Annotated in this window: 24 protein-coding genes and 1 pseudogene; 8 read left to right on the forward strand and 17 right to left on the reverse strand. The window is 67.8% G+C overall.

What is annotated here, in order from left to right; genetic code table 11:
- Positions 1–59: 59 nt before the first annotated feature.
- From NQV17_RS18410 to NQV17_RS18440, 7 genes are all read right to left on the reverse strand, one after another.
- The gene (locus tag NQV17_RS18410; RefSeq protein ID WP_257773347.1) at positions 60–1562 is read right to left on the reverse strand and encodes a M81 family metallopeptidase; all 1503 of its coding nucleotides are present in this window, start codon (positions 1560–1562) and stop codon (positions 60–62) included.
- The gene (locus tag NQV17_RS18415; RefSeq protein ID WP_257773348.1) at positions 1559–2839 is read right to left on the reverse strand and encodes a Zn-dependent hydrolase; all 1281 of its coding nucleotides are present in this window, start codon (positions 2837–2839) and stop codon (positions 1559–1561) included. Before NQV17_RS18415 ends, NQV17_RS18410 begins: the two co-directional genes overlap by 4 nt.
- Positions 2840–2873: 34 nt before the next feature.
- Positions 2874–3575: an ABC transporter ATP-binding protein gene (locus NQV17_RS18420; protein ID WP_044847066.1), complete on the reverse strand. Its 702-nt coding sequence runs from the start codon at positions 3573–3575 to the stop codon at positions 2874–2876.
- Positions 3572–4339, reverse strand: a complete 768-nt coding sequence (locus NQV17_RS18425) for an ABC transporter ATP-binding protein (RefSeq protein ID WP_257773349.1) — start codon at positions 4337–4339, stop codon at positions 3572–3574. The genes NQV17_RS18420 and NQV17_RS18425 overlap by 4 nt, the downstream gene beginning before the upstream one ends.
- Positions 4336–5379: a branched-chain amino acid ABC transporter permease gene (locus NQV17_RS18430; RefSeq protein WP_257773350.1), complete on the reverse strand. Its 1044-nt coding sequence runs from the start codon at positions 5377–5379 to the stop codon at positions 4336–4338. The genes NQV17_RS18425 and NQV17_RS18430 overlap by 4 nt, the downstream gene beginning before the upstream one ends.
- Positions 5376–6236 carry a branched-chain amino acid ABC transporter permease gene (locus NQV17_RS18435; protein WP_044847063.1) on the reverse strand — a complete coding sequence of 287 codons (861 nt, stop codon included), beginning with the start codon at positions 6234–6236 and terminating at the stop codon, positions 5376–5378. The genes NQV17_RS18430 and NQV17_RS18435 overlap by 4 nt, the downstream gene beginning before the upstream one ends.
- Before the next feature lie 69 nt (positions 6237–6305).
- Positions 6306–7514, reverse strand: a complete 1209-nt coding sequence (locus NQV17_RS18440) for an ABC transporter substrate-binding protein (protein WP_257773351.1) — start codon at positions 7512–7514, stop codon at positions 6306–6308.
- 233 nt (positions 7515–7747) lie between these two features.
- Between NQV17_RS18440 and NQV17_RS18445 the strand changes: the two genes are divergently transcribed.
- Positions 7748–8602, forward strand: a complete 855-nt coding sequence (locus tag NQV17_RS18445) for a FadR/GntR family transcriptional regulator (RefSeq protein WP_257773352.1) — start codon at positions 7748–7750, stop codon at positions 8600–8602.
- Positions 8603–8669: 67 nt separating this feature from the next.
- Here the strand turns inward: NQV17_RS18445 and NQV17_RS18450 are convergent, their stop codons facing one another.
- From NQV17_RS18450 to NQV17_RS18460, 3 genes are all read right to left on the reverse strand, one after another.
- The gene (locus NQV17_RS18450; protein ID WP_257773353.1) at positions 8670–10094 is read right to left on the reverse strand and encodes an aldehyde dehydrogenase family protein; all 1425 of its coding nucleotides are present in this window, start codon (positions 10092–10094) and stop codon (positions 8670–8672) included.
- A gap of 36 nt (positions 10095–10130) precedes the next feature.
- Positions 10131–11528, reverse strand: a complete 1398-nt coding sequence (locus NQV17_RS18455; RefSeq protein WP_257773354.1) for an aspartate aminotransferase family protein — start codon at positions 11526–11528, stop codon at positions 10131–10133.
- A gap of 64 nt (positions 11529–11592) precedes the next feature.
- Positions 11593–12984, reverse strand: coding sequence for an APC family permease (locus NQV17_RS18460; protein ID WP_257773355.1), 1392 nt, complete (start codon positions 12982–12984; stop codon positions 11593–11595).
- Between the two features lie 241 nt (positions 12985–13225).
- Between NQV17_RS18460 and NQV17_RS18465 the strand changes: the two genes are divergently transcribed.
- Both NQV17_RS18465 and NQV17_RS37945 read left to right on the forward strand, forming a co-directional pair.
- Positions 13226–14314, forward strand: coding sequence for an AraC family transcriptional regulator (locus NQV17_RS18465; RefSeq protein ID WP_257773356.1), 1089 nt, complete (start codon positions 13226–13228; stop codon positions 14312–14314).
- A 192-nt stretch (positions 14315–14506) separates the two neighbouring features.
- A pseudogene (locus NQV17_RS37945) lies at positions 14507–14587 on the forward strand (type 1 glutamine amidotransferase domain-containing protein); the annotation flags it as partial.
- Between the two features lie 145 nt (positions 14588–14732).
- Here NQV17_RS37945 and NQV17_RS18470 read toward each other — a convergent pair.
- From NQV17_RS18470 to NQV17_RS18485, 4 genes are all read right to left on the reverse strand, one after another.
- The gene (locus NQV17_RS18470) at positions 14733–15983 is read right to left on the reverse strand and encodes a trans-acting enoyl reductase family protein (protein ID WP_257773357.1); all 1251 of its coding nucleotides are present in this window, start codon (positions 15981–15983) and stop codon (positions 14733–14735) included.
- Between the two features lie 55 nt (positions 15984–16038).
- On the reverse strand, positions 16039–16938 hold the full coding sequence (locus NQV17_RS18475) for an acetoacetate decarboxylase family protein (protein WP_257773358.1): 900 nt from the start codon (positions 16936–16938) through the stop codon (positions 16039–16041).
- A 113-nt stretch (positions 16939–17051) separates the two neighbouring features.
- A complete protein-coding gene (locus NQV17_RS18480) occupies positions 17052–18779 on the reverse strand; it encodes an FAD-dependent oxidoreductase (protein ID WP_257773359.1) in 1728 nt (575 codons plus the stop codon).
- A gap of 12 nt (positions 18780–18791) precedes the next feature.
- On the reverse strand, positions 18792–19916 hold the full coding sequence (locus NQV17_RS18485) for an aromatic ring-hydroxylating dioxygenase subunit alpha (RefSeq protein ID WP_257773360.1): 1125 nt from the start codon (positions 19914–19916) through the stop codon (positions 18792–18794).
- Positions 19917–20144: 228 nt separating this feature from the next.
- On the opposite strand from NQV17_RS18485, the gene NQV17_RS18490 reads away from it, so the two are divergent.
- From NQV17_RS18490 to NQV17_RS18505, 4 genes are all read left to right on the forward strand, one after another.
- A complete protein-coding gene (locus tag NQV17_RS18490; RefSeq protein WP_257773361.1) occupies positions 20145–20783 on the forward strand; it encodes a TetR/AcrR family transcriptional regulator in 639 nt (212 codons plus the stop codon).
- Positions 20784–20869: 86 nt separating this feature from the next.
- Positions 20870–21562 (forward strand): pentapeptide repeat-containing protein, encoded by a 693-nt coding sequence (locus NQV17_RS18495; protein ID WP_257773362.1) that lies wholly within the window; start codon positions 20870–20872, stop codon positions 21560–21562.
- A gap of 448 nt (positions 21563–22010) precedes the next feature.
- Complete coding sequence (locus tag NQV17_RS18500; protein ID WP_193759844.1) at positions 22011–22181, forward strand: hypothetical protein; 171 nt, start codon at positions 22011–22013, stop codon at positions 22179–22181.
- Positions 22182–22459: 278 nt separating this feature from the next.
- Positions 22460–23533, forward strand: a complete 1074-nt coding sequence (locus NQV17_RS18505; protein WP_374692731.1) for a polyamine ABC transporter substrate-binding protein — start codon at positions 22460–22462, stop codon at positions 23531–23533.
- Between the two features lie 196 nt (positions 23534–23729).
- Here NQV17_RS18505 and NQV17_RS18510 read toward each other — a convergent pair whose 3' ends face one another.
- The 3 genes from NQV17_RS18510 to NQV17_RS18520 all read right to left on the reverse strand — a co-directional run bounded on the left by NQV17_RS18510 (position 23730) and on the right by NQV17_RS18520 (position 26227).
- Entirely contained in the window at positions 23730–24296 is a 567-nt protein-coding gene (locus NQV17_RS18510; RefSeq protein WP_257773364.1) for a DNA-binding protein, read from the reverse strand.
- A gap of 95 nt (positions 24297–24391) precedes the next feature.
- Positions 24392–25639, reverse strand: a complete 1248-nt coding sequence (locus NQV17_RS18515; RefSeq protein WP_257773365.1) for an MFS transporter — start codon at positions 25637–25639, stop codon at positions 24392–24394.
- Between the two features lie 258 nt (positions 25640–25897).
- Positions 25898–26227, reverse strand: a complete 330-nt coding sequence (locus NQV17_RS18520) for an H-NS family nucleoid-associated regulatory protein (RefSeq protein WP_044847685.1) — start codon at positions 26225–26227, stop codon at positions 25898–25900.
- A gap of 470 nt (positions 26228–26697) precedes the next feature.
- Here NQV17_RS18520 and NQV17_RS18525 point away from each other — a divergent pair, with 470 nt between their 5' ends.
- On the forward strand, positions 26698–26871 hold the full coding sequence (locus NQV17_RS18525) for a hypothetical protein (RefSeq protein ID WP_257773366.1): 174 nt from the start codon (positions 26698–26700) through the stop codon (positions 26869–26871).
- Positions 26872–26939: the final 68 nt, after the last annotated feature.

A 26939-nucleotide genomic window follows, 5' to 3' on the forward strand; every position in this document is an offset into this window, starting at 1 on the left:
GGTCGATGCCACCGCATGATGCACGAAAGCGCGCGAAACCGGCGTCTCGTGCCCGCCGCTCAGGTCGTGCGCACGCCCGCGCTGTCCCACCGGCCGACGTCGTCGAGCGGATACACGGGTCGCGCGAGCCGCTCGTAGCGGAACAGCCCGTAGTCCGAACCGGTCACGCCGCGGCTGTCGCACTCGACGAGCGCGGCCGCGATCGGCACGAACACCGGCCGGCAGTACATCCGCGACTTCAGCAGCAGGAATCGCGCGCGGCGCGGATCGATGCCGACGCTCTCGAACACGCCGAGATCCCACGGCTCCTGCGTGCGCTCGGTGACGACCAGCGTCGCGTCGCCGATATCGAGCACCGCCGCGCGGCCCATGTATGCGCGCTGGCCCGTATACGTCGGCCCGGTAATCACGTATTCGCCGTCGGTGATCGCGCGCACGATGCCCGTCGCCCGAAACGGCGCGCGCCGCGCGCCGCCGTGCGACGGCATCCGGTTGCCGACCGGCACGGTCACGGTCGCGCCGACGCCCGCGTCGATCAGCGCCGCGACTGCATCCGGGTCGCACAGCGGCCCGCTGACGATCCCGTCGAGCCCCTGCGCGAGCGCTTCCTCCAGCAGGTCCATCGTGTCGCACGGGCCGCCCGACATGCAGTTGTCGCCGTGATCGAGCATCAGCACCGGACGGTCCGCACCGCGCGCCAGCGCCGCGGCCTGCGCGACCGATTCCGCGAGCGGCGCGCTGCGGTAGACGAACGCGTCGCGTGCGTCCCAGATCTGCCGGGCGATGCGCTCGGCCACCGCGTCGGCCGCCGCGCGGTCGCCGTCGGCGACCACGACGATGCTGATGCACGGCGCGGGAATGTCAGCGAGCGAGAAGCCGGGCAGCACCGATACCGCCAGCATCCCGTCGGCTTCGGCTGCACGCGCGGCCTCCACCGCGCGCCGCATCGCGCCTTCGGCGCTCGCGCTGCGCAGCGTCGACGTCATCAGCGGCGGCTGCCGCCACGCGAGCACGGGCCGTGCGCGGCCGTGCAGCCCGTCGAGCAGCACACGCGCCGCGTGCTCGCCCGTCTCGTACATGTCGACGTGCGGATAGGTCTTGAAACTGACGATCACGTCCGCATGGTCGATCATCTTCTGCGTGACGTTGGCGTGCAGGTCGAGCGCGACCGCAATCGGCGCATCGGGCAGCGCGGCGCGCACGCGCGCGAGCAGGTTGCCCTCGCCGTCCGCGCTCTGCTCGGCGACCATCGCGCCGTGCAGGTCGAGCATCACCGCGTCGCAGCCGGGCGCGGCCGCGACGATCGCGTCGCAGATCGCCGCATACGCGTCGGCGGCGACCGGCCCGCTCGGGTTCGCGGCCGCCGACACCGGCGTGACGATCTCCGCGCCTGCGCGAGCCGCCGCATCGATGAACGCGGCCATCGCGGTGCGCATCCCGTGGTTCGCGCGATACGCGTCGTCGCCCCAGTCGGGGCCGTTGCGGCCGAACGCGGCGAGCGGCGTCGGCACCGGCGAGAACGTATTGGTTTCGTGGTTCATCCGGGCGATCAGGATCTTCATCGCGTGGCGCCCTCCGCCACGCCCGCCGCGCCGAGCATCGCATGCAGCAGCACGTTGCAGCCCGCTTCGAGGTGGGCGGGATCGGCGTCCTCGATTTCGTTGTGGCTGATCCCGTCCTTGCACGGCACGAAGATCATCGCGGTGGGCGCGACGCGTGCGAGATACACCGCGTCGTGACCCGCGCCGCTGATCACGTTCATCGACGACAGCCCGAGCGCACTTGCGCCCGCGCGCACCCGCTCGACGAGTGCCGCGTCGAACGGCTGCGGGGCGAAATACACGACCTGCTCGACGTCGATCCGCATGCCGGCCACCGCCCCCAGATCGGCGCAGGCCGCGCGCAATTCCGCATCCATCGCCGCCAGCGTCGCATCGTCGGCCGCGCGCAAGTCGACGGTCAGCGTCACGCGGCCCGGAATCACGTTGCGCGAATTCGGATGGACGTCGACCCAGCCGACCGTGCCGCGCCCGTGCGGCGGGTGCGCACGCGCGATGCCGTTCACCGCGCGCACGAGATCGGCCGCGACCAGCAGCGCGTCGCGCCGCAGTTCCATCGGCGTGGGTCCCGCATGCGCCTCCATCCCGTGTACGGTCACGTCGTACCAGCGCTGCCCGAGCGCGCCCTCGACCACGCCGATCGTCGTGTCGTGTGCCTCCAGCACCGGCCCCTGCTCGATATGCGCCTCGAAATACGCGCCGACCGGATGCGCGCCATTCGCGTCGCCCGCATAGCCGATCGCGGCCAGCGCATCGCCCACCGATGTGCCGTCGCGATCGCGTTGCGCGAGCGCGTGGTCGAGCGTGAACGCACCCGCGAACACGCCGGAGCCCATCATCACGGGCACGAAGCGCGAGCCTTCCTCGTTGGTCCACACGGCGACCTCGAGCGGCGCACGCGTACGCACGCCCGCGTCGTCGAGCGTGCGCAGCACTTCGAGGCCGGCGAGCACGCCGTAGTTGCCGTCGAACTTGCCGCCGGTCGGCTGCGTGTCGATATGGCTGCCCGTCGTCACGGGCGGCAGGTCGTCGCGTTCGCCCGCACGTCGCGCGAAGATGTTGCCGATCGCATCGATGCGTACCGTGCAGCCGATTTCCTTCGCCCACGCGACGAACAGGTCGCGCGCCTCGCGATCGAGTTCGGTGAGCGCGAGGCGGCACACGCCGCCCTTGTCGGTCGCGCCGATTCGCGCGAGACGCATCAGGCTGTCCCACAGCCGCGCGCCGTCGACGCGCAGGCCGGACGCCGTGGCGCCCTGTGTCGAATCCAGAACTTGCATCGGTGGAATTCCTCGCAATGAACGGGCCCGGCGCTTACGCGACGCCGACACCCAGGTAACGGTCCTTCACCTCGTGATCGGCCGCGAACGCCGCGTTGCTGCCTTCGTAGACGATCACGCCCTGTTCGATCACGAAGTGGCGGTCCGCAAGCTGCGTGCACACTTCGAGGTTCTGTTCGACGAGCAGGATCGCGACGCCGGCCGCCTTGATCTGCTTCAATTGCGCGACGATCTCCTCGACGATCACCGGTGCGAGCCCTTCGACCGGCTCGTCGAGCATCAAGAGCCGCGGGTGGTTCATCAGCGCGCGGCCGATCGCGAGCATCTGCTGCTCGCCGCCCGACAACTGCGCGCCACCGTTGCGGCGGCGCTCCTTCAGGCGCGGGAAGATCCGGTAGATATCGTCGAGCTGCCACGGCGAATCGCGGCGTGCGCCGAGCCGCAGGTTTTCCTCGACCGACAGCAGCCGGAAGATGCCGCGATGCTCGGGCACGAAGCACAGGCCGCACGCGGCAATCCGGTGCGCGGGCTGCCCGGACACCGGCCGGCCGGCGAACGTCACCGTCCCGCCGGTCGGCGCAACGACACCCGCGATCGCCTTGAGCGTGGTCGATTTGCCCGCGCCGTTGCGGCCGAGCAGCGTCACCGTCTCGCCTTCGTTCACGTTCAGCGAAATGCCCTGCAGCACGTGGCTCTTGCCGTAGCAGGCGTGAACTTCCTTCACGTCGAGCATCATGCGCGGCCTCCGGTGATCATGTTGCCGAGATACGCGCTGCGCACGCGCGCGTCGCCGCGAATCGCATCGGGCTTGCCTTCGACCAGCACGCGCCCCTGCTGCATCACCGTGATCGTGTCCGAGATGTCCATCACGATTCCCATGTTGTGTTCGATCAGCACGACGGTGTAGTCGTCGCGCAGGCCGCGGATCAGCGCCTTCATGTCGTCGAGGTCGTCGATGCCCATGCCCGACGTCGGCTCGTCGAGGAAGATCGCGCGCGGCCGCGCCGCAAGCGCCATCCCGACCTCGAGCCGGCGCTGCTGGCCATGCGACAGCACGCCGGCCGCCGTGTCGGCGAAGCGCTGCAGGCCGAGCCGCTCGAGCACCTCGTCGACGACGCCGTGATGCGCGAGTGCGCCGCGCGGCGGCGTCCACGGATTCAGCGCGCGCCGCGATTCGACGCCCTGCGCGGCGACGCGCAGGTTCTCGCGCACGCTCAGGTTCGGAAACAGGCTCGTCACCTGGAACGAACGTGCGATGCCGCGCCGCACGCGCTTGTGATCGGGTTCGCGCGACACGTCGTGACCATCGAACAGGATCGAGCCCGACGTGATCGGCAGTGTGCCGGTCAGCGTATGGAACAGCGTCGTCTTGCCGGCACCGTTCGGGCCGATCACCGAATGCACGGTGCGCGGCATGATCCGCAGATCGACGCCGCCCAGCGCCGTGAACTTGCCGTAGCGCTTGACGATGCCGCGCGCTTCGAGAATCGCTTCGCTCATTGCCGCTCCCTGGCCGTAGCCGCAGTGCGATCGGCGCGCCGCAGCGATGCCGCGACGCGTTCGCCGAGTCCCCACAATCCGCGCTGCATGAACAGGCTGACCGCGATCAGCACGAGGCCGAGCAACAGCAGCCAGCGCGGCCACAGCGTCGACAGCCAATCCGCGAACAGCACGTAGAATGCCGCGCCGAGCACCGACGCGAACAGGTTGCCCGTGCCGCCGATCACCGTCATCACGAGGATCATCTCGCTCGTGTGATAGTCGATGTTCGACAGCGGCGCGATGCCCGTCATCAGCGCGTGCAGCGCCCCCGCGAGGCCCGTGACCGCGCCCGAGATCACGAACGCCGCGAGCTTGAAGCGCTGCACGTCGTAGCCGGCCGCCGCCGCGCGCGCCTCGTTGTCGCGAATCGCGAGCAGCGTGCGGCCGAACACCGAACGCGATACGCGCAACAGCAGCCAGAACACCGCGACGAACAGCACCGCGACGAAGCCGTAGTAGCGCCACGGCGAATCGAGCGAGACGAGCGGATGCCCGAATGCGGCGAGCGCGGGGCGCGGGATGTCGAGCAGCCCGTTGTCGCCGCCCGTCACATCCGGCGTCGTATACGCGAGGAAGTAGAACAGCTGCCCGAACGCAAGCGTCAGCATCACGAAGTAAGTGCCGCGCTGCCGGATCGAGAACCAGCCGACGAGCGCGGCCGCGGCGGCACCGAGCACGGCGGCCGCGACGAGCGCAGCCGTCACCGACCGGACGCCGTGCGTCAGCACCAGCCCCGCCGCGTAACTGCCGAGCCCGAAGAAGATGCCCTGCCCGAACGACAGCAGCCCCGTATAGCCGAGCAGCAGGTTGCAACCGAGCGCGGCGAGCGCGAACACCAGCACTTCGGTCGCGAGCGAGCCCGAGCTCAGCGCCAGCGGCAGCACGCACGCGACGGCCACCGCGAGCCAGCCCTCCGGCCGCCGCAGCGCGCCGTGCCACGGCCGCGCGCGCGGCGAGGCCGCCGCCGCGGGCGGCAGCGGTTTCGACGATTCGATCATGCAGCCCTCCCCAGCAATCCGTTCGGACGCAGCAGCAGCACGGCCGCCATCGCGACGTAGATCATCAAGCGCGCGCCTTCCGGCCACAGCGTGCTCATCAGGCTCTGCACGATGCCGACCAGCAGCCCGCCGACGAGCGCCCCGAGAAAATTCCCCATCCCGCCGACGACGACCACCACGAACGCGACGCCGAGCGCCTCGATGCCCATGAACGGATCGACGCCGCGGATCGGTGCCGCGAGCACGCCGGCGAGCGCGGCGGTGGCCGCGCCGAGCGCGAACACGAGGCTGAACACGCGCGTCACGTTGATACCGAGCAGCGACACCATCTCCGTCGATTCGCTGCCCGCGCGCACCGTACTGCCGAGCCGCGTGCCTTCGAGCACCCACCACAGCAGTCCGGCGAGCAAGGCCGTGAACGCGATCACGAACAGCCGGTATTTCGGGTAGACGAAGCCGCCCCAGATCACGACGCCGTTCAGCGCGTCGGGCGGCGGCACGTTGTCGCCGAGCGGGCCCCAGGCGAGGATCGCGCACTCCTGCAGCACGAGCGCGAGCCCGACGGTCGCGAGGATGTGGAATTCATGCTGTTGCGCATACACGTGACGCAGCACGAGCTTCTCGACGATCCACGCGAACGCGCCGACGACGAGCGGCACGACCGCGAGCGCAACCCAGAAGTTGGCCGACCATTGCAGCGCCTGGTAGCAGAGGTACGCACCGAGCAGATAGAACGCACCGTGAGCGAAGTTCACGAAGCGCAGCAGGCCGAACACGATCGACAGGCCGACGGCGAGCAGGAAATACAGCATGCCCACGCCGATGCCGTTGACGATCTGCAGCAGATAGACGTTCATGGCTTCCGTATCGGAAAGGAGTGAAACGGACGTCCGCGGCGCGCGACGGCCGCGAACGCGCCCATCGCGTTACGCGAGCTTGCACCCCGTCTTGTCGACGGACAGGAACGATTGACCCGAGCTGACGATATCCGCGTAGTCGTCCGCGTTCTTCATCCGGCTCTTCGGCTTGCCCTTCAGCAGGTAGTAGTTCTTCAGCACCTGGTGGTCGCCCTTGCGGATTTCCTCCGGGCCCGTGAGACCGTCGTACTTCATGCCTTCCATCGCCGCGACGACCTTCTTCGGATCGGCGCTGCCGGCCTTCACCATCGCGTCGAGCAGGATCTTCGAGCAGATGTACGAACCCGCGAGGCTGTAGTTCGGGTTCGCCTTGAACGCGGCGTTCGCGCGCTTCACGAAGTCGCGGTTCAGCGGCGAATCGATGCCGTGCCAGTACTGCGCACCGAAATACACGCCGTCGCAGATGTCGGGGCCGAGCGCCTCGAACTGCTCGAGGCCCGATGCCCACGCAAGCAGGATCGTGCAGTTGCGCTTCATCCCGAAGCTGACGGCCTGGCGCAGCGTGTCCGACGATTGCGAGCCGAAGTTCAGGATCAGCAGCACGTCCGGTTGCGCGGCCGCCGCGTTCGTCAGGTAGCCGCTGAACTCCTTCTCGGCGAGCGAGTGGTAGCTGTTGCCGACATGCTCGATGCCCTTCTCCTTGAAGATCGCCTTCGCGGCGGACAGCAGGCCCTCGCCGAACACGTATTGCGGCGTGATCGTGTACCAGCGCTTCGCTTTCGGCAGCATCTGGAGCAACGGCCGCACCGTCTGCTCGATCGCGCCGAAGGTCGGCACCGACCAGCGGAACGTCGCATCGTTGCAGTCCTTGCCGGTCAGTTCGTCCGCGCCCGCCGTCGTGATGAACACGCCGCCCGCCTTCTGGACTTCCTTGCCCATCGCCAGCGATTCGGACGACAGGATGCCGCCCGCAAAAAAGCGGGCCCCCTTCTGCTGCGCGATCTCCTGCACGCGCCGCACGGCGGTCGCGGGCTTGCCCTCGGTGTCGAGTGCCGTATACGCGAGCGGCGCACCGAGCACCTTGCCGTATTGCCGGACGGCGAGCTGCATGCCGAGATCGGCGTACTTGCCATTGGCGGCGAACGGCCCCGACATCGGCACCGGGCAGGCAAGCTGGATGGTCGAACCCTGCGCGAGGGCGACCCGGGACGACATGCTGCCGAGCGCACCCGGCACGGCCGACAGCGCGGCCAGTTTCAACAGTTCTCGGCGATTCAAGTTGACGCTCCTGATAAAGGGGGACACACGATGCGACCGACTGCCAAACCCAAACCGTATCCACGCCCTGCAGGATGCGCGTCGCCGGTTGATCCTATTTATCATGATAAATAGAATGAACCTGATGCTAGAGTTGATCAAAATTGGTGTCAATCAGGCAAAATTCCGTACCCCGCGCCGCAACGGATCGTCGACGATGACGTGGCGCGCAGTCAGACAAAGGAGTCTTGAAGATGGTCATGGACCGAGCCAGGGCGGGCCTCGCGGTCGAAATCAAGCAGCCGAAGCGGGCGGATCTCGTCGCCGAGGAGATCAAGCGGCTGATCACCGAGAAGGACCTGAAGCCGGGCGACCGCCTGCCGCGCGAGGCGGAACTGCAGCAGCTGTACGCGGTGAGCAAGAGCACGATCCGCGAGGCGCTGAAGTCGCTCGAGGTGCAGGGGCTCATCAAGGTCACGACGGGGCCGTCGGGCGGCGGGATGGTCGTCGAGGTGCCGCTCGACCGCACGCTGCAACTCCTGCAGAACTACCTGTTCTTCAAGGACGTGACGATCGACGACATCTACACGGTGCGCAAGCTTCTCGAACCCGAGCTGGCGGCGGGCGCCGTGCCGCACCTGACCGAGCGCGACTTCGCGGCGCTGGAGGCGAACATCGCGTGCTGCGACGGCGCGTCGGGTGTGCACGACCGCGGCCACATGCTGCGCCAGCGGCAGGAGGACACGACGTTCCACGACATCCTCGCGGCCGCGAACCCGAACCCCTTCCTGCGCTTCAGCTGCGAGCTGATCAACGAGATGATCCGGCAGCTGATCGAGTTCAGGAACGATACGCCGCTCGTGGAGCACAAGCGCTTCGGCGAAGCGAACGTGTCGATCCACAAGGAGATCCTGCTGGCCGCGCGAGCGCGCGATGCCGAGCGCGTGCGTGCGCTGATGGTCGAGCACATGACCGAGGCGCCCAAGCACGTGAAGCGGATGAAAGGGAAGCTGCGCGGGCGCTTGATCCTCGACTCCGAAATCCGCAGGCGGGCCGCCGCGCCCGTTCCGGGCGCCGACGCGGCCGCGGCAGATCGCGAGGATAACTGACTGTCGGTACACGCGAAGCCGGCTCGCGGCAGGGGCCGACCGTCCGGCGGCGGTCGGCCACCGCCGCTCACGCGTACCCCGTCGTGCCTTTCGTCTCCAGATATTCGACGAGGCCGAACTCCGCATACTCGCGCCCGTTCCCCGAACGCTTGTAGCCGCCGAACGGCGCGGCCGGGTTCCACGCCGGATAGTTGATGTGCACGTTGCCCACGCGCAAGCGCGCCGCGATGCGGCGGGCGCGCTCGAGATCCTTCGTCTGCACGTAAGCCGCGAGCCCGTAGACCGAATCGTTCGCGAGCGCCACGGCTTCGTCCTCGGTCCGGTAGGTCAGGATCGACAGCACCGGCCCGAAGATCTCCTCGCGCGCGATCGTCATGTCCGGCGTGACGTTCGAAAACACCGTCGGCTTCACGTAGAAGCCGTCGCCGAGCCCGTCCGGACGGCCGGGCCCGCCGGCGACGAGCGTCGCGCCCTCGTCGATGCCGCGCCGGATCAGCTGCTGGATGCGGTCGAACTGCGTGCGGCTGACGACCGGCCCGATGCCCGTTTCCGGCGAACGCGGATCGCCGACGACGGTGCGCTCCGCCTCCTTGCGCGCCGCCGCCTCGGCCGCGGCCAGCTGATCGACGTGCACGAATATCCGCGTCGGCGCGTTGCACGACTGCCCGCTGTTGCTGAAGCAACTGCGCGCGCCGCGCGTGACGGCATCCTCGATGTCGGCATCGGGCAGGATCAGGTTCGGACTCTTGCTGCCGAGTTCCTGGTGCACGCGCTTCACGGTATCGGCCGCGGCCTTCGCGACTTCGACACCGGCACGCGTCGAGCCGGTAAACGACACCATGTCGACGTCCGGATGCCGCGACAGCGCATCGCCGACCTCATGCCCGTAGCCGTGCGCGAGGTTGAACACGCCCGGCGGCACGCCGGCTTCGTGCAGGATCTCCGCGAACAGGATCGCGCTGAACGGTGCGATCTCGCTCGGCTTGAGCACCATCGTGCAGCCCGCCGCGAGCGCCGGCGCGACCTTGCAGACGATCTGGTTGATCGGCCAGTTCCACGGCGTGATCAGCGCGCACACACCGATCGGCTCGTGCGACACCAGCAGCGAATCGGTCTGCGTGCTGAACCGGAACGACTGCAGCGCACGGATCGTCTGTTCGAGATGCGCGGTGCCGACCGCGGCCTGCATCGCGCGCGCGAACGCGATCGGCGCGCCCATCTCCTGGCTGATCGTGCGCGCGACTTCGTCGTAGCGGCGCCGGTAGATGTCGAGCACGCGCTGCAGCAGCGCGACGCGCGCGTCGACCGTCCAGCGCGAATACGCGTCGAATGCCCGCTTCGCCGCGCCGACCGCGCGGTCGACGTCGGCCGGCCCGCTGATCGCGAGCCGCGCGTATGGCTTCGCGGTCGCCGGATCGATCACGTCGATCGCGCGCGCATCGGCCGGATCGCACCACTGTCCGGCGATATAGCTCTGTTGTGAGGTTCGCATCGAATGCTCCTGTGGTGGCGAATGCGTGCGACGCGCTCAGCGCGTCGCACGCGCGTAGGTGTCGGCGAGAATGTCGCGGATCTTCGCGACGAACCACACGATCTCGTCGCGCGACATCACGAGCGGCGGCGAGAACTGCACGATCGGCGTGCCTTCGTGGTCGACGCCGGCGCGGCACAACAGCCCGGCTTCGAAGATCGCTGGCGCGAGCAGCGTCGACACGAACGTCTGCGCGCCGATGCCGGCGGCCCAGCGGCGCGCGGCCTTGTCGGTCACGAGTTCGAGTGAATAGTGATAGCCGTCGCCGCGCACGTCGCCGACACACGGCAGCTCGAGCAGGCCGTCGAGCGTCTCGCGGAACACCGCTTCGTTGGCGCGGACGTTCGTGAGCACGCCTTCGCGCTCCATGATCGCGAGGTTCGCGAGCGCGGCCGTGCACGCGACCGGATGGCCGCCGTAGGTCGCGCCGTGCAGAAACATCTGCTGCGGGCCGGCGAGCACGGTGTCGACCACCGTGTCGCTCGCGATCACGCCGCCGAGCGGCACGTAGCCCGACGCGATCCCCTTCGCGAACGTGATGAGGTCCGGCTTCAGCCCGTAACGCGTCGACCCGAAATATTCGCCGAGCCGGCCGAACCCGCAGATCACTTCGTCCGCCACGAGCAGCACGCCGTGCCGGTCGCACAGCGCGCGCAGCCCCTGCGCATAACCGGCCGGCGGCGTCAGGCTGCCGCCCGCGTTCTGCAGCGGCTCGACGACGAGCGCGGCGACGGTGTCCGGCCCTTCCTGGACGATCAGCGCTTCGATCTCGTCGAGCAGATGGCGCGTGAACTGCGCTTCGGTCTCGCCTTCCGGCCGCCCGTAGCGCTTCGTGTTGCTCACGTGCCGCACGCCCGCCATCAGCGGCTCGAAATGCTTGCGGAAGTTGGTCATCCCGTTCAGCGCGAGCGCGCCGAACGACGTGCCGTGATACGCGACGCGCCGCGCGATGAACTTGCGCCGCTGCGGCTCGCCGCGCGCCTGGTGATACTGGCGCACCAGCTTGATCGCCGATTCGTTCGACTCCGAGCCGCTCGACGTGAAGAACACGCGGTTCAGGCCGTCCGGTGCGAGCGCCGCGAGCTTGTGCGCGAGGCGGATCGCCGGCTCGTGGCCGTAGCCCCAGTTGGTCGCGAATGGCAGCCGCACCATCTGCTCGCGGATCGCGTCGCCGATCTCCGCGCCGTGGCTGTAACCGACCTGCACGCAGTACAGCCCGGCGAGCCCGTCGAAGTAGCGCTTGCCGTTGCGATCGACGAGCCAGCAGCCTTCGCCGCGGTCGAACACCGTCAGCGCGTGGTCGCGATACGCATCGGCGTGCGTGAAGTGCATCAGCAGATGGCGCTTGCCGAGCGCCTGCAGGTCCGCATCGAGATTGACGTCAACACCGTTCATGGGTCATTCCTCCTTCAGGGATTCGAAACCGGCGGCCCGCAGCCGGAAGCCGCAGGCCGGTCGTTCAGTTCATCGACAGCGTCGGCGCCGGGCGCGTGAAGCCGCGCGTGAGCCACAGCAGCTGGCACAGCCCGATCGCGAGCCAGCCGATGCCGACGTAGAAGGTCTGGCGCGACAGGCCCGACCACAGCCAGACGTTCATCGCGAAGCCGAGCGCCGGCACCGCGCCGTACCTGATCCAGCCCGCGAAGCGGCGATGTTCCGGGCGGCCGAGATAGCTGCGCATCACGCACAGGTTCACGACCGCGAATGCGACGAGCGCGCCGAAGCTGATCATCGTCGACGCGAGATCGAGCGAGATGAACAGCGCGGACAGCGACACGACACCGACCGCGAGCGTCGCGCGCACCGGCGTGCGCAACCGGGCGTGCAGGTGGCCGAACACGCGCTCGGGCAGCACCCGGTCGCGGCCCATCGCGAACAGCACGCGTGTGACGCTCGCCTGGCCGGCCATCGCGCTCGCGAAACAGCCGGCCACGTAGACCGCGACGAACAGCGCCGACAGCGTGCCGCCGCCGATGCGCCGCATCAGTTCGAGGCTGGCCGAATCGAGATCCTTGAACGCATGCCAGTCGGGGAACACCACCTGCCCCGCATACGCGATCAGCATGAACAGCAGGCCGCTCGCGAGCGTGCAGAGCAGAATCGCGCGCGGCACCGTGCGGCGCGGCTCGCGCGTTTCCTCCGACAGCGTCGACACCGCATCGAAGCCGAGGAACGACAGGCACAGGATCGCGGACCCGGCGAAGATCGCCCGCGCGTCGCCCGACGACGGCAGCGCGAGCGTCGGCGCCAGCCCCTCGCCGGCCGCGACATGCGCGGCCGCCGCGACGAAGACCGCAATGAACACGAGCTGGCTCGCGATCAGGATCAGGTTCACGCGGTTGACGAGCCGGATGCCGACGATGTTCAGCCCGGTGACCAGCGCGATGCTCGCGACGATCCACACGCTGGCCGGCACGGCCGGGAACAGCTGTTTCATGTAGATGCCGATCGCGAGGTAGCTGATCATCGGGATGAACAGGTAGTCCATCAGCAGCGCCCAGCCGACCATGAAGCCGGCCGAGGTGCCGAAGTTGCGGCTCGCGAACGTATAGGCGGAACCGGCGCTCGGCATCAGCCGCGCCATGTGGCCGTAGCTGCGCGCGGTCAGCAGCATCGCGACCAGCGTGACCGCATACGCGATCGTCAGGTGTCCGTTGGTTTCGCGCGTGACGATCCCGTAGGTCGTGAACACCGTCATCGGCAGCATGTATGCGAGGCCGAAGATCACCAGCGTGAACAGCCCGAGCGAATGCGCGGCGTGTGGCCCCGCGTCGGCGTGCCCGTCCGTGCGCGCCCGCACGTCGTCTGTCGCGGCGCTGGGCGTGCGCTGCTCCGGCCTGGTGTCTTTCATGCTGTCCTCACGTGGCGTGGTCCATGACATCAACACTCGTCTCGTCGGCAATGCGGGCATTGCGCGATCCGGAAACGAGTGTGGTGCGCCAAAAAATCGACGACGAATGAGAAAAGCGGACGTAATCGGGGGATATTTCCGGACGCGTGGCAGCCGGCCTGCTCCCCCGCTGATGCGGGCCCTCTGGCGTTTCGCGGACATTCCGGCTATGTTCTACGCGAACCCGTTGCCGCCCCTCGCCATGGACAGCAAGTCCCATCGACCTCAAAGCCGCGCCGAACGCAGCCTGCGTTCGGCGCTCGGCCTCGCGCGTCCGGCCGGACGCCAGGAAGACATTCCCGCCACCGTGCACGCGATCGCGGTCGCGCTCGACGAATGCCGCGTCCGGCACATCGACGGCGCCGCGCTGCTCGCGGGCACCGGCCTCGGCGCGGCCGAAGTCGCGTCGCCGAACCTGCACGTGAATCGCGGCCAGGAGCAACGTTGCTTCCGCAACCTGCTGCGCTGCAGCGGCGTACCGTCGATCGGCCTGTCGATCGGCGCGCGGCTCCATGTGTCGACGCTCGGCCTGGCCGGTTACGCGATGCTGATCAGCGGCTCCGTGATGCAGGCGTTCCGGTGCATGAGCCAGTTTCCGCTGTTCATGGGGCTGTATTTCGACGTGCGCGTGCACGCGCACGCGGACGGGATGAGCGTGACGATCGGCCGCTACAACGGCGAACCCGACCTCGAGGTGTTCCAGACCGACATGTGCCTGTCGAGCCTGCGCCTGATCGTGTCCGATCTGGTCGGCAAGCCGGTATGGCCCGCGCAGCTGCATCTCGCCCGCCGCACGCCGCGCAACGGCGCGGACTACGCACGCCACTTCGACTGCCCGGTCACGTTCAATGCGGACGAGAACCGGCTCGTGTTCACGAGCGTGAACGGCACGGAAGCCCCGCGGCTCGCGAACGAGGTCAGTTTCAATGCGCTGCACGGGCAATGCGAAGCGCTCGAACGGCAGTGGGCCGCGTCGGTCGGCACGCGTTTCGCCGATCGCGCGAAGGAGTTGATGGCGCGCGACCTCGCGCGCTTCAAGTCGATGACGTCGCTCGCGAACGCGCTGCACCTGACCGAGCGCACCTTGCGACGCCGGCTCGACAAGGACGGCATCACGTTTCAGTCGCTGCTCGACGACGTGCGTCGCCAGGAGGCGGTGCGGCTGCTCGACGAGCCGGCGCTGAGCGTGGCCGCGATCGCGGAGCGGCTCGGCTACAGCGAGCCGCGCAGCTTCCGCCATGCGTACCGGCGCTGGACCGGCAAGACGCCGCGCGCGGGCGCGAACGACTGAAATCGCGCGGCGCGCGAACGTCAGCCACTCCGCGCCGTACCGGCACTTCCCGGCCTCGTCATGGGCAACGCGCGCGCGCAAAGGCAAGGCGAAAAACGCCTGCCCTTGAACTTCACTTAAAGGTTACGGTTTGCCTCGGCAAGCGTATCGAGGCCATGGGCAGGTGTCCTGCCATCCGACAAATGGCGGCGCGTCGACGACGGCCGTCTCGTGACCGGGCAGAATCCGCAGTCGGCGAAGGCGACGGCCGCGCAGGTCATCGCGCTCCTGTAACGCGTCCGACCGGCGCGGCGCGCCGGCGACACCGGATCCGGCCTTCCGACCCGCGGTTGCAGGTTGCAGCAAGCTGCCTCCTCACGTTGATTCGTGATCCTCTGTTTTTTCGATTCCTGTCGACCCGGACGCGTGCGCCACACGCTCAAAGCACCTCGAAACGCAACCCGGCATGACGCACGAGGCGCTCGACGAAGCGCTCGTCGAACATCGTCGCGGGCGTCCAGAAGCCGCCGCCGCGCCCGGTCTTCTCGCCGTCGCGGCTGCAATCCAGCGCGAGGCTGAGCGCGGCCTGGCCCAGCATCTTCCCGGTCGAGCCGTAGCCCGGATCGCGATCGCCGGTGACTTTCACGCGCAGCGTCCGCCCGTCGTCGGCGCGCCCGAAGAAGCGCAGATCGAAACGGCCGGCCAGCTGCGCGGCAACGCTCGGCCCCTCGCCGGGCTTCGGTAGCAGGAAGCGCTCCATCAGGCTGCGCACCGGCTTGACGAGAACGCCCGCCATGAACGCGCCGAGGCCGGCCATCATCATGAGCGCGGCGAGGCGGCCCTTGAAACCCGTGCCCGTGATGACCGCTTCGTCATACGCGAACCGGCTGCCGTACGCGTTGTGCGCGAGCGCGTTCGAGCGATGCACGACGCGCTCGTTGATGGCCGCCATCACGAACGGCGCAATCCACGTGCCGCCGTCGCGATCGAATTCCGCCGACCGGACCGCGTGCTGCCGCACCGTAAAGCGATGATCCTTCGGACACAGCGCATACGGATCGAGCAGTTCGCGGCGCAACGCGGGATCGGCCGCGGCTTCGCGCACGACGTTGATCACGCTCGCGACCGTTCCGCCCGACGCACCGCCCTTCAGCGTCTTCACGCGCATCTTCACCTGCGTGGCCGGCCTGCCCCACTGCCGCCGCGCGTGCTGCTGCAGGAACAGGACGCCGATGTCCGACGGCACCGAATCGAAACCGCAGCAATGCACGATGCGCGCGCCCGATTGCCTGGCCGCCGGTTCGTACCGTTCGATCATCCGCTTGATCCACTGCGTCTCGCCGGTGAGATCGCAGTAGTCCGTGCCGGTCTGCGCGCAGATCCGCACCAGCGGCTCGCCATACAGTGCGTACGGGCCGACGGTCGACACGACGACGCGCGTGCGCACGCACAACGCACGCAACCGCGCTTCGTCGGCTGCATCGGCCACGATGATCGGCAGCGCCTGCCACGCGGCGCCCAGCGCGTCCCTGACCTGCCGGAGCTTCGCCTCCGAGCGGCCGGCGATCGCCCAGCGCAGCGTTTCTCCGCTGCCCGACAGGTATTCGGACAGGTAGCGCGTCAGGATCTGCCCGACGAAGCTGGTGGCACCGAATACGACGAGATCCAGATCACGGGTCGGCTGGGTCATCGATGCTTCCTCCGAAAACGGGTTGGTTACGAGCAGCCGGATTCATCGAACGGGTTCATTGAACGTTCCCCAATGGCGTCGGCAGATTCAGCACCAGCTGGGCATCCTTGACCACGTCGAACCGCACGATGGTGGATACGCCGAGCCCGTCGAGCAGCTGGCTCAGCGGCCCGTCGTGCCGCACCAGCTCGATGCCGAGCGGCAACACGCGCTGTGCGAACGATAGCGTATTCGTCTGCACCGAACTCTGGTGCCACACGCCGTCGACGAGATTGACCATGGTATTCGTGCCCATCCGCGACTGCGACGGCACGTCGATCAGCGCGGGCGACGGTGCGTTCAGCGTCAGGTCCGGCCGGCCGTCCATCCCGGCGATCCGCGCGCTCACGCGTGCGCCGATGTTCATGTCGATATCGGCGAGCCATTTGGGCAGCTGATAGCCGTGCACGCCGCGCACCCGCGCGATTTCCGTGGTGACGGGCAGCGCCAGCACATGCGCGAAGAAGCTCCGGCGCCGCATCGCGTCGAGCAGCTCGAGCGCATGCGAGCCGCGCGCACCCGGCCGGCGAATCACGACCGCGACGGACACCTCGTCATACGGATCGTTGTCACAGACCGAATACGAAAAGAACGTCAGCGCGACCAGCCCGTAACCGGGAAATGCGCGCAGCGGTTCGAGCGGCACCGGCAGCGTGGTACGCAGGCGCTCGAGCGGCGCGAGAAACAGCAGCTGGATGCTGCTGGAGCGATAGTAGAAATTCGGCGCCCAGGTCGGACCGACGCGCGACGCGACCTGACGCTTCGGAATCCGACGGAAAAAATCGATGTTCCCCGCGGCGGGATCCCGCGCGACCGCGTCGAGATCCGGATTCATCCGGAACCGGTCGTAGTACCCGCCTTCGGGCACATCGACCTTGTGGGGCCCGAATTCGACCTGTGTAAAGCGCCTGTCCATCTGCGTTGCCTCTCGTCGAAGATTGATCGTCGCAGGCAACGTGCGGGCCTGCCGATTCACTACCGTCAGCAGGCACTCTAAGATTCAACCCGACTTCAAGGTCAAGGCCTCGACTAGAGGAAGCGGTCGGAACGCGCGGCCGCGATGTGATCGGCCGCGACATAGCCGAACGTCATCGCCGGCCCGATCGTCGAGCCGGGGCCCGGGTAGGTCTTGCCCATCACGGCCGCCGACGTGTTGCCGAGCGCATAGAGGCCGTCGATCACCGAACCGTCGGAACGCAGCACGCGCGCATGCGCATCGGTACGCAAGCCGCCCTTCGTGCCGATCTCGCCCGGGTCGACCCGCAGCGCATAGAACGGCGCACGCTCGATCGGCCCGAGGCATGGATTCGGCTTCGACGACGAATCGCCGTAATAGCGATCGAACAGGTTGCCGCCCTTGCCGAATTCGGTATCGATGCCGGTGAGCGCGTAACCGTTCATCCGCTCGACCGTCTGCGCGAGCCCCTGCGCATCCACGCCGATCTTCGCGGCCAGCTCGGCCAGCGAGCCCGCGCGATAGATGACGGAGTCGAGCCAGCCGGGCGGGATCCTGCTGTCCGGCTGCACGCTGCCGGGCAGCAGCACGCCGCACGGATAACGCTTGCGATATTCGGCATCGAAGATCAGCCACGCGGGCACGTTGGCCTGCGTATTCGCATGGTCCGCATACATCGCGTGGATCACGTCCGGATACGGCGCCGATTCGTTGACGAAGCGCCGCCCGAGCCGGTTGACCATCACGCAGCGCGGCGCCGAGCGCTCGACGAACAGCCCGCGCTGCTTCTCCTCGCCCGGCACGCGCACCGTCGGCACGCCCCAGACGAAGCCCATCAGCGCCACGTCGGCCCCGAGCGCGAGCCCCGCGCGGATGCCGTCGCCGGTGTTGATCGGCGGCGCCGCGCTCCACTCCGCGCGCGTCGGCTTCGGCAGATATTGGTCGCGCATCGCCTGGTTCGCCTCGAATCCGCCGCACGCGAGCACGACGCCATGCGTCGCACGGATGCCGAACGGCCGGCCGTCGCGCTCGACGACCACGCCGTTCACGCGTGCGCCGTCGGTGTGCAGCGAGCGCATCGGGGTTGCGAGCCACAGCGCGATGCCGCGCTGCTCGAGCGCCGCGCGCAGGCTCGCGACGAGCGCATTGCCGAGCGTCAGGCGCCGGTCGCGCGGCGTGCGGCGCCGCCATTTGAAATCGGTGGCATAGCGCAGCATCAGGCGCGCGGCGAGCCTCAGCCAGCCGCGCTCCTTCGCGAGGATCGTGTGCGCCTCGATCTGCGTCATCGCGATGCGCCCGCCGATCAGCGTCGCCGGCGACGGCGCGCGCAACGTGTCGAAATGCGCGCCGAGACGCGCGGCATCGAACGGCGCCGGCTCCATCGTCCGGTAGCCGGGCTTGCCGCCCTTGCGGTCCGGGTAGTAGTCGGGATAACGCGGCACCGCGTTGAACCGCGTGTGCGCGTGCTTCGCGAGATACGCGACCATCTTCGGGCCGTTGTCGAGATACGCATCGATGCGCCGCGCGTCGAAATCCTCGCCGACCACGTCGCGCAAATACATGATTGCTTCGTCATACGAATCGCTGCCGCCGAGCGCGGCGATCTGGTCGTTGCATGGAATCCAGATGCCGCCGCCGGACACCGCCGTGGTGCCGCCATAGACGGTGCTCTTCTCGACCACCAGTACCGACAGCCCCTGGTCGTGCGCGCGCAGCGCCGCCGTCATCGCGCCCGCGCCGGAGCCGACCACCACCACGTCGTACGTGGCGTCGCCGAACGAATCGTGTCGATCGTCGTGCATGATCGCCTCCGCTCAGATCGTGGCAAGGCAGCTTGCCGCATCGGCCGGCACGTCGGCGAGCTGGCGCCAGGCGCCGTGCTCGCCGCGGTATTCGTGCACCTCGACGCTCGCGTGTCGCGCGGGCAGCTCGCCCACGTCCGTGTAGAACTGCTGGTACCACTGGCGCAGCCGATAGATCGGACCGTCGCCTTCGCACAGCAGCGGATTGTCGACGCGCGTCTTGTGGTCCCAGATCGCGACGTCCTCGCGGAATGCCGACTGCGCGGCCAGCACGTAGCCGTCGACCATCGCGCGATTCTGTTCTTCCGTCAGCGCCGGATTCTTCTCGACCATCACGCCGAAGCGCAGCTCGAAGCTGTTCGTATCGATCGGCACGTGGCTGTTGAGCAGGATCGACCTGAGCGGCTGCCCCTGCGCTTCGCCCGTCATCAGCGTGATGTGGTATGCCGGGCCGAAGTAGGCCGAGTCGGCCGTCAACCCGCCGCTGCCGGCCAGCCGCGTGCTGCCGCCGCGCAGTTTCTGGTAGGCCACCGGGCCAGCGAACGTGTTGCAGAAGTAGTCGATCGGCGCGCCATGCACGGGGCCGAAGTGCGCCATGTCGGACTGGTTGTCGATCAGCTCGCGGCAGTTCGTGTCGATCACCCACTTGACGATCGCCCAGTCGCTCCACGCATCGGAGAAGCACGCGTCGATGCGCGGAATCTCGACCGCCGGATCGGGCGCGTTGCCCTCCGGATCGTTCCACACGAACAGCAGGCGGTTCTGCTCCATCACCGGCCACGACTTGATGCGCGCCTTCGGCGGGATGCGCTGCGAATACGGAATCGCAGTGCAGGTGCCGTCGCCGGCCCACGACCAGCCGTGAAACGGACACACGAGCGCGTTGCCGTCGACGTGGCCGCGCCCGAGGTCGGCGCCCATGTGCGGGCAGTAGCCGTCGAGGATTCGCAACTGCCCGTCCTCGCCCTGGAACACCGCCACGCGCGTGCCGAAGATCGCCAGGCCGTGCACGCGGCCGTCGCGGTAGTCGTCGGCGAGCCCGAGGCAATGCCAGCCGCGCGCGTAGCGCGCGTCGATGGGTGCGGCATGAATCCGGTGAACGGGATGCCGGGTGGCCGGCGTGGATGATTCGGTCATGGATCGTCTCCTTCCAGTCGAAAGGCGCAGCCCTGCACTGCGTGGCGGACCGTGCCGGGAACACACCGGGCAGGTCGATGCACCCGGCGCTATGTCACAAACTGCTTATTTTGTGACGCATAATGGCACAAACTCCATTTTTGTGACAACGTGTGCGAAAATTCCGAACCGACGTATTCGGTCGGCACATCGGCACACGCCGCGCAACGCACGGCAACGAGGAAAGGTATGGATCGGCAACTGCGCTGGGGCGACGCCAGCAGGATGGACAGCGTCAACGACGGGCGAAGCGCGATCCTGCGCGCCACGCTCGACGCGATGATCGAGCACGGGATCGACCGCTTGTCGATCGACGACGTCGCACGCCGCGCGAACATTTCGCGGCGCACGCTGTACCGCTACTTCGGCACGAAGAAAGAGCTGATCCAGGGCGTGATCGGCATCCAGAACGCCGAGTTCTTCGACGAGATGCAGCGCGCGCTCACCGCCTTCGAGCACGACTTCGAGGCCTACTGCGAAGAGAGCGTGTGCTTCGCGGTGCGCTATCGCGATCGTCATCACGGCGGCTTTCACCACAACTATCTGGCCACGAGCCTGTCCACCGACGTGTTCGGCTACATCGTCGAGAACATCGCGCCGATGTGGCAGCGCGTGCTTGACAAGCCGTACCGTGAATACATCGCCGTGCACGGCGCGCAGGTGCCCGCGCTCGACGACATCATCGCGCTGATCAGCCGTATCGGGCTCGCGTACTGCCTGGTTCCGGCTGACGAGCAGGCGATGCGCGCGCAGATGCGCATCCTGTGGACGTTCCAGCGCGAGCCGGCCGGCAAGCCGGTCGCGGCCCGGATGAAGGCCGCGCGCTGAGCGGCGGCGCCCGCGCGATGTCGCTCAGCCCGGCCGATACCATCCGATACCGGCCTCGAACATTTCAACTCACACCGGACTACCCCATGACGACCTGCGGAGTTTCCGTCTCCGGCCGAACGCTCGATCGCGCCGACCTGCTGCTTCTCGTCGAAGGCTCGCCTGCGCCGATTCGTCTCGAAGACTGCGATCTCGAAGGTGCGGACCTGTCGCGGCTCGATTTGCGCGGCGTGCGATTCGAGCGCTGCGCGCTCGCGGAAGCGTCGTTCGTCGGCGCGACGCTCGCGCAGACCGCGTGGATTCGCTGCCGCGCGCGCCAGACGAGCTTCGCGTCGGCCGACCTCGAGGACGCGCAGTTTCAGTCCTGCGATCTCAACAACACGAGCTGGCGCCGCAGCAAGCTCGGCTCGGCGCGCTTCGACGAATGCAGGCTGACCGGCGCCGACTTCGAGGAATGCAAGTCGCTCGGCATCGAATTCGCGAACACGTTGCTGGTCGGCGCGAGCCTGCGCCGCTTCTCGTTCCGGAAAACGCGGCTCGTGGCGCTCGACTTCTCGGATGCCGATCTCGCCGGCACGGACTTTCGCGACGCCGTGTTCGAAGGCGGCAGCCTGCGCAACGCGCATCTGAACGACGCCCGGTTCGACGGGGCCGACCTGCGCGACGTGGAACTCGGCGGCACGCCGAAGCTGCTCGCGTCGGGCGTGCTGCGCGGCGCGACCATCTCGTATGACCAGGCCGCGATGCTGATCGAGAATCTGGGGATCCGGGTCGCCTGACGACCGCACGCGCGTTGCTTCGCCCCGCGGCCGACATGCGTGACGCCGGCCGCGAACCGCAAATGTCGCATGTGCTGCCGGCAATCTGTCGAATATTCTCATCACTTCGGCCGCATCCCGGCCGGCACACGTCACGCACGCCCCGGCGCTCACGCTCATCGACCCGATCCATCGGCGCTCGAATCACTAGGGAAAATCCGGAGGCATCCTTACAGCGATTTACCTGATGATTCACAGGAACGCGATGTTTCGGCGATTTCGCTTTGCATCATGCTTTCGTTTTGCTTGACGGTCCCGCTGCCGCCGCGCGGCAAATGCGGCGATCGACACGTGAAACGGCCAGCGTCCGCGAGTCGCCAGGTGTTCAATACTTTCAACAACCCGGTCGAGAGCAATCGTGAGAATCCGTGGCCCGCTGGTGCGGTGGAGACGAGGCGATGCGCGCAACGTGCGTGCATCGATCTCGTCCACCGACGACAGTGACCGCCGGCAAAGTCCTCGCCTGCATCTGTCGATCTACACCATCCTGTCCCGCCGTTCCGTCCGCCGTCACAACGCCGTCGCCGCGCGCGCATACGTCGCGATCCACACCGACGACGTGGCGTCGCTGCTGCCTTAGCGCGCCCCCTCCGCTCCGTTCGACCTGCGCATCGTGTCGCGTGACTCGCGACCCGATCGACTCGCGTTTTATGTCCGAACGATTCGCTTCGCATACCGAACGGACTCCTGATCATCATGCACCGCCGGCGCTCGATTCGAGCGCCGGCCGGTTCCACACGTCCATCACCTGAACCGTGGCGCGACGACTCGCCAACCGCCCAGCGCCGCGTACGCCGATACGGAAGACAAGCCATGCAACTCCGCACCCTTCGCCGCACCATCGCAACCGCCGCCACGATGTCCGTCGCGGGCATCGCCGCCGTCGTCACCCCACACGCCCAGGCGGCCGGCGAGCTGAATATCTACAACTGGTCCGACTACATCGCGCCGGACACGATCCCGAATTTCCAGAAGCAGACCGGCCTGCACGTGCGCTACGACAACTACGACAGCGACGACACGCTGCAGGCGAAACTGCTGTCGGGCAACTCCGGCTACGACATCGTCGTGCCGACGTCGAACTACATGGCCAAGCAGATCCAGGCAAACGTCTACCAGCCGCTGGACAAGACGAAGCTGCCGAACCTGTCGAACCTCGATCCGCTGTTGATGAAGATGGTCGCCGACGCCGATCCGGGCAACCAGTACGGCGTGCCGTGGGCGTATGGCACCGACGGCATCGGCTACAACGTGCAGGCGGTGAAGAAAGCGCTCGGCGACAAGGCGCCGGTCGACAGCTGGGCGCTGGTGTTCGACCCGGCCAACATGGCGAAGCTGAAGAGCTGCGGCGTATCGTTCCTGGACCAGGCCGTCGACGTGTTCGCCGCGACGCTGCAGTACATGGGCAAGGATCCGAACAGCACGAATCCGGCCGATTACCGCGCCGCGTACGAAGTACTCAAGAAGGTGCGCCCGTACATCACGCAGTTCAACTCGTCGGGTTACATCAACGATCTCGCGAACAACGACCTGTGCGTGTCGTTCGGTTATTCCGGCGACGTCGGCATCGCGCATCGCCGTGCGGCGGAAGCGAAGCGTCCGTACGAGATCCGCTTCGCGAATCCGCGGGAAGGCGGGCTGCTGTGGTTCGACATGATGGTGATCCCGAAGGATGCGCCGAACCGCGATGCCGCGCTGAAGTGGATCAACTACCTGCAGGACCCGAAGGTCAACGCGGGGATCACCAACGCGGTGTTCTACCCGACCGCGAACAAGGCCGCGCGCCAGTTCGTGAAGCCCGCGATCGCGCGCGATCCGTCGGTCTACCCGGCCGACGAGGTGCTGAGCAAGATGACGCTGCTCAAGCCGATGCCGCCCGAGATTCGCCGGCTCCAGAACCGGTTGTGGGCGCAACTGAAGACGGGGCGCTGACCAGCGCGGGGCGGCCAGTCGAGCCGCACCGACAGATCGCCAGCACGCGCCGACGCGCTCCTGCGACGATCACTCACTTTTCGGGAAACGGCCGCGAATGCGCGACGGCCGATCCGAACGGGCCGTGCTCGACCGGCTGCACGACCAGCCGCCGTCGGCACCCGCACCCGGCGACTGACGCACGGCCGCGGCCGCACTATCGCTGCACCGGCTCCGCATGCGGCAGCGCCGCCGCGAACGCTGCGTCGATGAAGCGGATCACGTCGTCGAGCGACGACGTGCACGTCGCGCCCGCCGCGAGCTCACAAAACGCGCCGTCCGGCCCGAGGCAGATGAGCGGCTTGCGCCAGCGCTGCGCGAGCGCGATCTCCTCGGCGGTCCCGTGCCCGCCGGGCAGCGCGACGATCAGGTCGCTGCTCAGCACGTTCACGTAGTTCCGGTTGATGGTGTGCGGATCGGCACCCGGTTCGCGGCGCGGCAGCGGCGTGAGGATCGGGATCTCGACGAACGGATGCGGATAGCCGTCGAGCGGCACGAAGCCCGCGTGCGGATCGGCCTGCGTCGGCAGGATGCCGATCGACCGGCCGGCCCGCCCCGGCACGCCGGCGAACGCGCGCGCGACCGCCAGCATCACGCCCTGGCCGCCGCCCGTCAGCAGGTTGAAGCCGGCCTGCGCGAGCCATGCGCCGAGCGGCTCGGAGAACGCGAGCCACGGCTCCTTGCCCGAGCCCATCACGCCGATCGTTCGGTGGTTGCGTTGCATCGTGTATTCCGGTGATGTGATGAATCGTTGAATTGAACCGCGGCGCGGCACCGGGCTGCGAAACCCGGCCGCGCGCCGCGCATCGTCATGCATCGTCATTCGAGTTCGACGCCCTTGAGCTCGGGGATCAGGAACAGCGTCGCGACCATGTCGAGCACGTAGAGGCCGGCGAGCAGCGCGATCGCCGTCTGGAACGAGTAGTGAGCGGCCAGCGCGCCAACCGCCACCGGCCCGAAGCCGCCGACCGCACGGCCGATATTCCACAGCACGTTCTGCGCGGTCGCGCGCGCGGCGGTCGGATAGCCTTCGGACATCAGCGTGCCGTAGCCGCCGACCATCCCGTTGACGAACATCCCCATCAGCGCGCCGGCCCACAGCATCGCCGTCGGGTCCGACAGGCGCGCGTAGGCGATGACCGTCACGACCGAGCCGAGCTGGTACAGCAGGAACGTCGGCTTGCGGCCTATGCGATCGGCGAGCTGCCCGAAGGTCCAGACGCCGATCATCATCCCGACGACGGTCGCCGCGGTCCACAGCCCCGACTTCGTCAGCGAGAAACCCATCTGTTTCGACAGGAAGGTCGGCAGCCAGATCATGATCCCGTAGTAGCCGAAGTTCTGGACCGAGCACAGGATTACGATGCCGAGACTCGTGCGCGCGGTGCGCGCGTCGGCGACGAGCATCCGGAACGCGTTGGCGCGCGGCTGCGTCGAGCGCTGCGCGAAGACTTCCGGCTCGTGCAGCCGGTTGCGCAGCACCCACGCGAGCAGTGCGGGCAACACGCCGACCACGAACATCCCGCGCCAGCCGATATGGAGCAGCAGCAGCGGCGTCAGCAGCGCGGCCAGCAGCACGCCGGCCTGCCAGCCGAGCGCGACGTAGCACGACACGCGCGCCCGCTTGCTCGCCGGCCACGCTTCGGCCGCGAGCGCCATGCCGATGCCGAATTCGCCGCCGAGGCCGATGCCCGCGATGGTGCGATACACGAGCAGGTCCCGGAAGCCCTGCGCGAACGCGCACAGGCCGGTGAAGACCGCGAACAGCATGATCGTCCAGGTCAGCACGCGCACGCGGCCGTAGCGGTCGCTCAGGGCACCGAACAGAATGCCGCCCGCGACGGCGCCGATCAGCGTCCACGTGACGAGCGCGCCGCCCTGCCCGGGCGTCAGCTGCAAAGCCGCGGTGATCGCCGGCAGCATGAAGCCGAGGATCAGCAGGTCGAAGCCGTCCATCGCGTAGCCGATCGCCGAGCCGGCCAGCGCCTTCCACGCATACGCCCCGACCTGCCCGCCGCGCGGCGCCGCCGGATCGTCGAGCGCCGAAGATTTCATGTTTGCTGCCATGGTGTCCCGCCGGAAATGTCCGGGCGACATTCTAAAGCCTGTTCCCGCGCATGACGGGCCGGCGCACGGGCGCACGCAGAAAGCGCCGCGCTACCCGCTTCCGGGAACGGAAGCGGGTAGCGGTGGTAATGAATTTGAAAGATGTTGAAGCCGGCGATCCCGCAGTCAGGCCGGGACACCGAAAGAACGGGAGGACGCGGGAGTGGTGAGGCCGGCGCGGTTCGAACGGCACCGGCGCGGTGCCGGTGCGGTGCTGCCTCAGCCCTGGTCGTCCCCGGGCCACCAGGTTTTGGCCTCGCGGTCGACCAGCAGCGTATCGAGATCCCGGCCTTCAAGCCATTTGGGTCGCGGGCCGCGGCCCGACCACGAGCGGCCGGTCGTCGGATCGTAATACTTGGCAGGCGCCTTGCGTTTTCGCTGGACGATGTAGCCGAGGGCGCTCAGCACTTCCTGCTGCGAGATGCCCAACAGCTGGACCTGCTCCCTGAATGCCGCGAGTGCGGCTTGCTTCTCCTTCTGCTTGGCTTCCGACAGCTTGATGTTCAGGTCCCGAAGTTGTGCTTCGAGTTCCTGCAGAGCCTGGGTCATGTATTCATCCTCTTTGGGCATGTTTTTATTCAAAAAACCTCCGATGGCAGAACCTATCACGAAGTTCCGCCAATCTGTGTTGCGATGTGTGAATCGTTTGCCTCGATCTGTAAGGCTTTCGAAGTGTGCCGAACGCGACACCATCGTCGAAAACCGCATGACATCGGCACGCAACACCTGGCGCGCCGCGTTCGAACGCGCGGCGAGCCTTCGGCGGCGACCTCCTCGCCGCCTGGCGCCGCCCCGTGGTTGGGGCGCGGCATGGCGCGAATGATAGCAGTGCGCATCGGTCATGTTCGAGGACTTTTGCGGTCCGGCGCACACTCGCCGGCTTTGGGCCGCGAGCCTCGACGCCGGCGCGGCGTTTCACGTGCCGAAGCTGCACCCGTCCCGCGCGATCCGCGCGAACAGCGCATGCAGCTTCGCGCCGGCCGATCTGGGTTGGGATTGATGGGCAGCACGAAATTCACGTGCGATTCGACCCGGCACTGCCGGCAGGACAAGTGTTCTGTACGTTTCATGGTCCCGACCCGCTCGTCAAGCGGCCGACCTCGCCGGTGCGCGACCGGCTTGTGTATGCACCAGAGTCTACGTTGATCGCGGTCGAGCGCGACACGCTGAGCGGCGAAGCCAGCAAGAATTGACGAGGAAATGCCCGCATCAGCGTTACGAGAAAACCACGACGGAAGTCGTCGAGCCAGCGATCGTTGAT

Source organism: Burkholderia sp. SCN-KJ (genome assembly GCF_024656005.1).
Classification (GTDB): Bacteria; Pseudomonadota; Gammaproteobacteria; order Burkholderiales; family Burkholderiaceae; genus Burkholderia.

Excerpts from the sequence above, each read along its gene's own strand:
- NQV17_RS18485 (WP_257773360.1), bottom strand. The coding sequence starts at position 19,916 with ATGACCGAATCATCCACGCCGGCCACCCGGCATCCCGTTCACCGGATT.
- NQV17_RS18415 (WP_257773348.1), bottom strand. The coding sequence starts at position 2,839 with ATGCAAGTTCTGGATTCGACACAGGGCGCCACGGCGTCCGGCCTGCGC.
- NQV17_RS18505 (WP_374692731.1), top strand. The coding sequence starts at position 22,460 with ATGTCCGTCGCGGGCATCGCCGCCGTCGTCACCCCACACGCCCAGGCG.
- NQV17_RS18520 (WP_044847685.1), bottom strand. The coding sequence starts at position 26,227 with ATGACCCAGGCTCTGCAGGAACTCGAAGCACAACTTCGGGACCTGAAC.
- NQV17_RS18455 (WP_257773354.1), bottom strand. The coding sequence starts at position 11,528 with ATGAACGGTGTTGACGTCAATCTCGATGCGGACCTGCAGGCGCTCGGC.
- NQV17_RS18450 (WP_257773353.1), bottom strand. The coding sequence starts at position 10,094 with ATGCGAACCTCACAACAGAGCTATATCGCCGGACAGTGGTGCGATCCG.
- NQV17_RS18495 (WP_257773362.1), top strand. The coding sequence starts at position 20,870 with ATGACGACCTGCGGAGTTTCCGTCTCCGGCCGAACGCTCGATCGCGCC.
- NQV17_RS18425 (WP_257773349.1), bottom strand. The coding sequence starts at position 4,339 with ATGAGCGAAGCGATTCTCGAAGCGCGCGGCATCGTCAAGCGCTACGGC.
- NQV17_RS18435 (WP_044847063.1), bottom strand. The coding sequence starts at position 6,236 with ATGAACGTCTATCTGCTGCAGATCGTCAACGGCATCGGCGTGGGCATG.
- NQV17_RS18420 (WP_044847066.1), bottom strand. The coding sequence starts at position 3,575 with ATGATGCTCGACGTGAAGGAAGTTCACGCCTGCTACGGCAAGAGCCAC.
- NQV17_RS18410 (WP_257773347.1), bottom strand. The coding sequence starts at position 1,562 with ATGAAGATCCTGATCGCCCGGATGAACCACGAAACCAATACGTTCTCG.
- NQV17_RS18490 (WP_257773361.1), top strand. The coding sequence starts at position 20,145 with ATGGATCGGCAACTGCGCTGGGGCGACGCCAGCAGGATGGACAGCGTC.
- NQV17_RS18515 (WP_257773365.1), bottom strand. The coding sequence starts at position 25,639 with ATGGCAGCAAACATGAAATCTTCGGCGCTCGACGATCCGGCGGCGCCG.
- NQV17_RS18470 (WP_257773357.1), bottom strand. The coding sequence starts at position 15,983 with ATGACCCAGCCGACCCGTGATCTGGATCTCGTCGTATTCGGTGCCACC.
- NQV17_RS18475 (WP_257773358.1), bottom strand. The coding sequence starts at position 16,938 with ATGGACAGGCGCTTTACACAGGTCGAATTCGGGCCCCACAAGGTCGAT.
- NQV17_RS18465 (WP_257773356.1), top strand. The coding sequence starts at position 13,226 with ATGGACAGCAAGTCCCATCGACCTCAAAGCCGCGCCGAACGCAGCCTG.
- NQV17_RS18480 (WP_257773359.1), bottom strand. The coding sequence starts at position 18,779 with ATGCACGACGATCGACACGATTCGTTCGGCGACGCCACGTACGACGTG.
- NQV17_RS18430 (WP_257773350.1), bottom strand. The coding sequence starts at position 5,379 with ATGATCGAATCGTCGAAACCGCTGCCGCCCGCGGCGGCGGCCTCGCCG.
- NQV17_RS18445 (WP_257773352.1), top strand. The coding sequence starts at position 7,748 with ATGGTCATGGACCGAGCCAGGGCGGGCCTCGCGGTCGAAATCAAGCAG.
- NQV17_RS18460 (WP_257773355.1), bottom strand. The coding sequence starts at position 12,984 with ATGAAAGACACCAGGCCGGAGCAGCGCACGCCCAGCGCCGCGACAGAC.
- NQV17_RS18510 (WP_257773364.1), bottom strand. The coding sequence starts at position 24,296 with ATGCAACGCAACCACCGAACGATCGGCGTGATGGGCTCGGGCAAGGAG.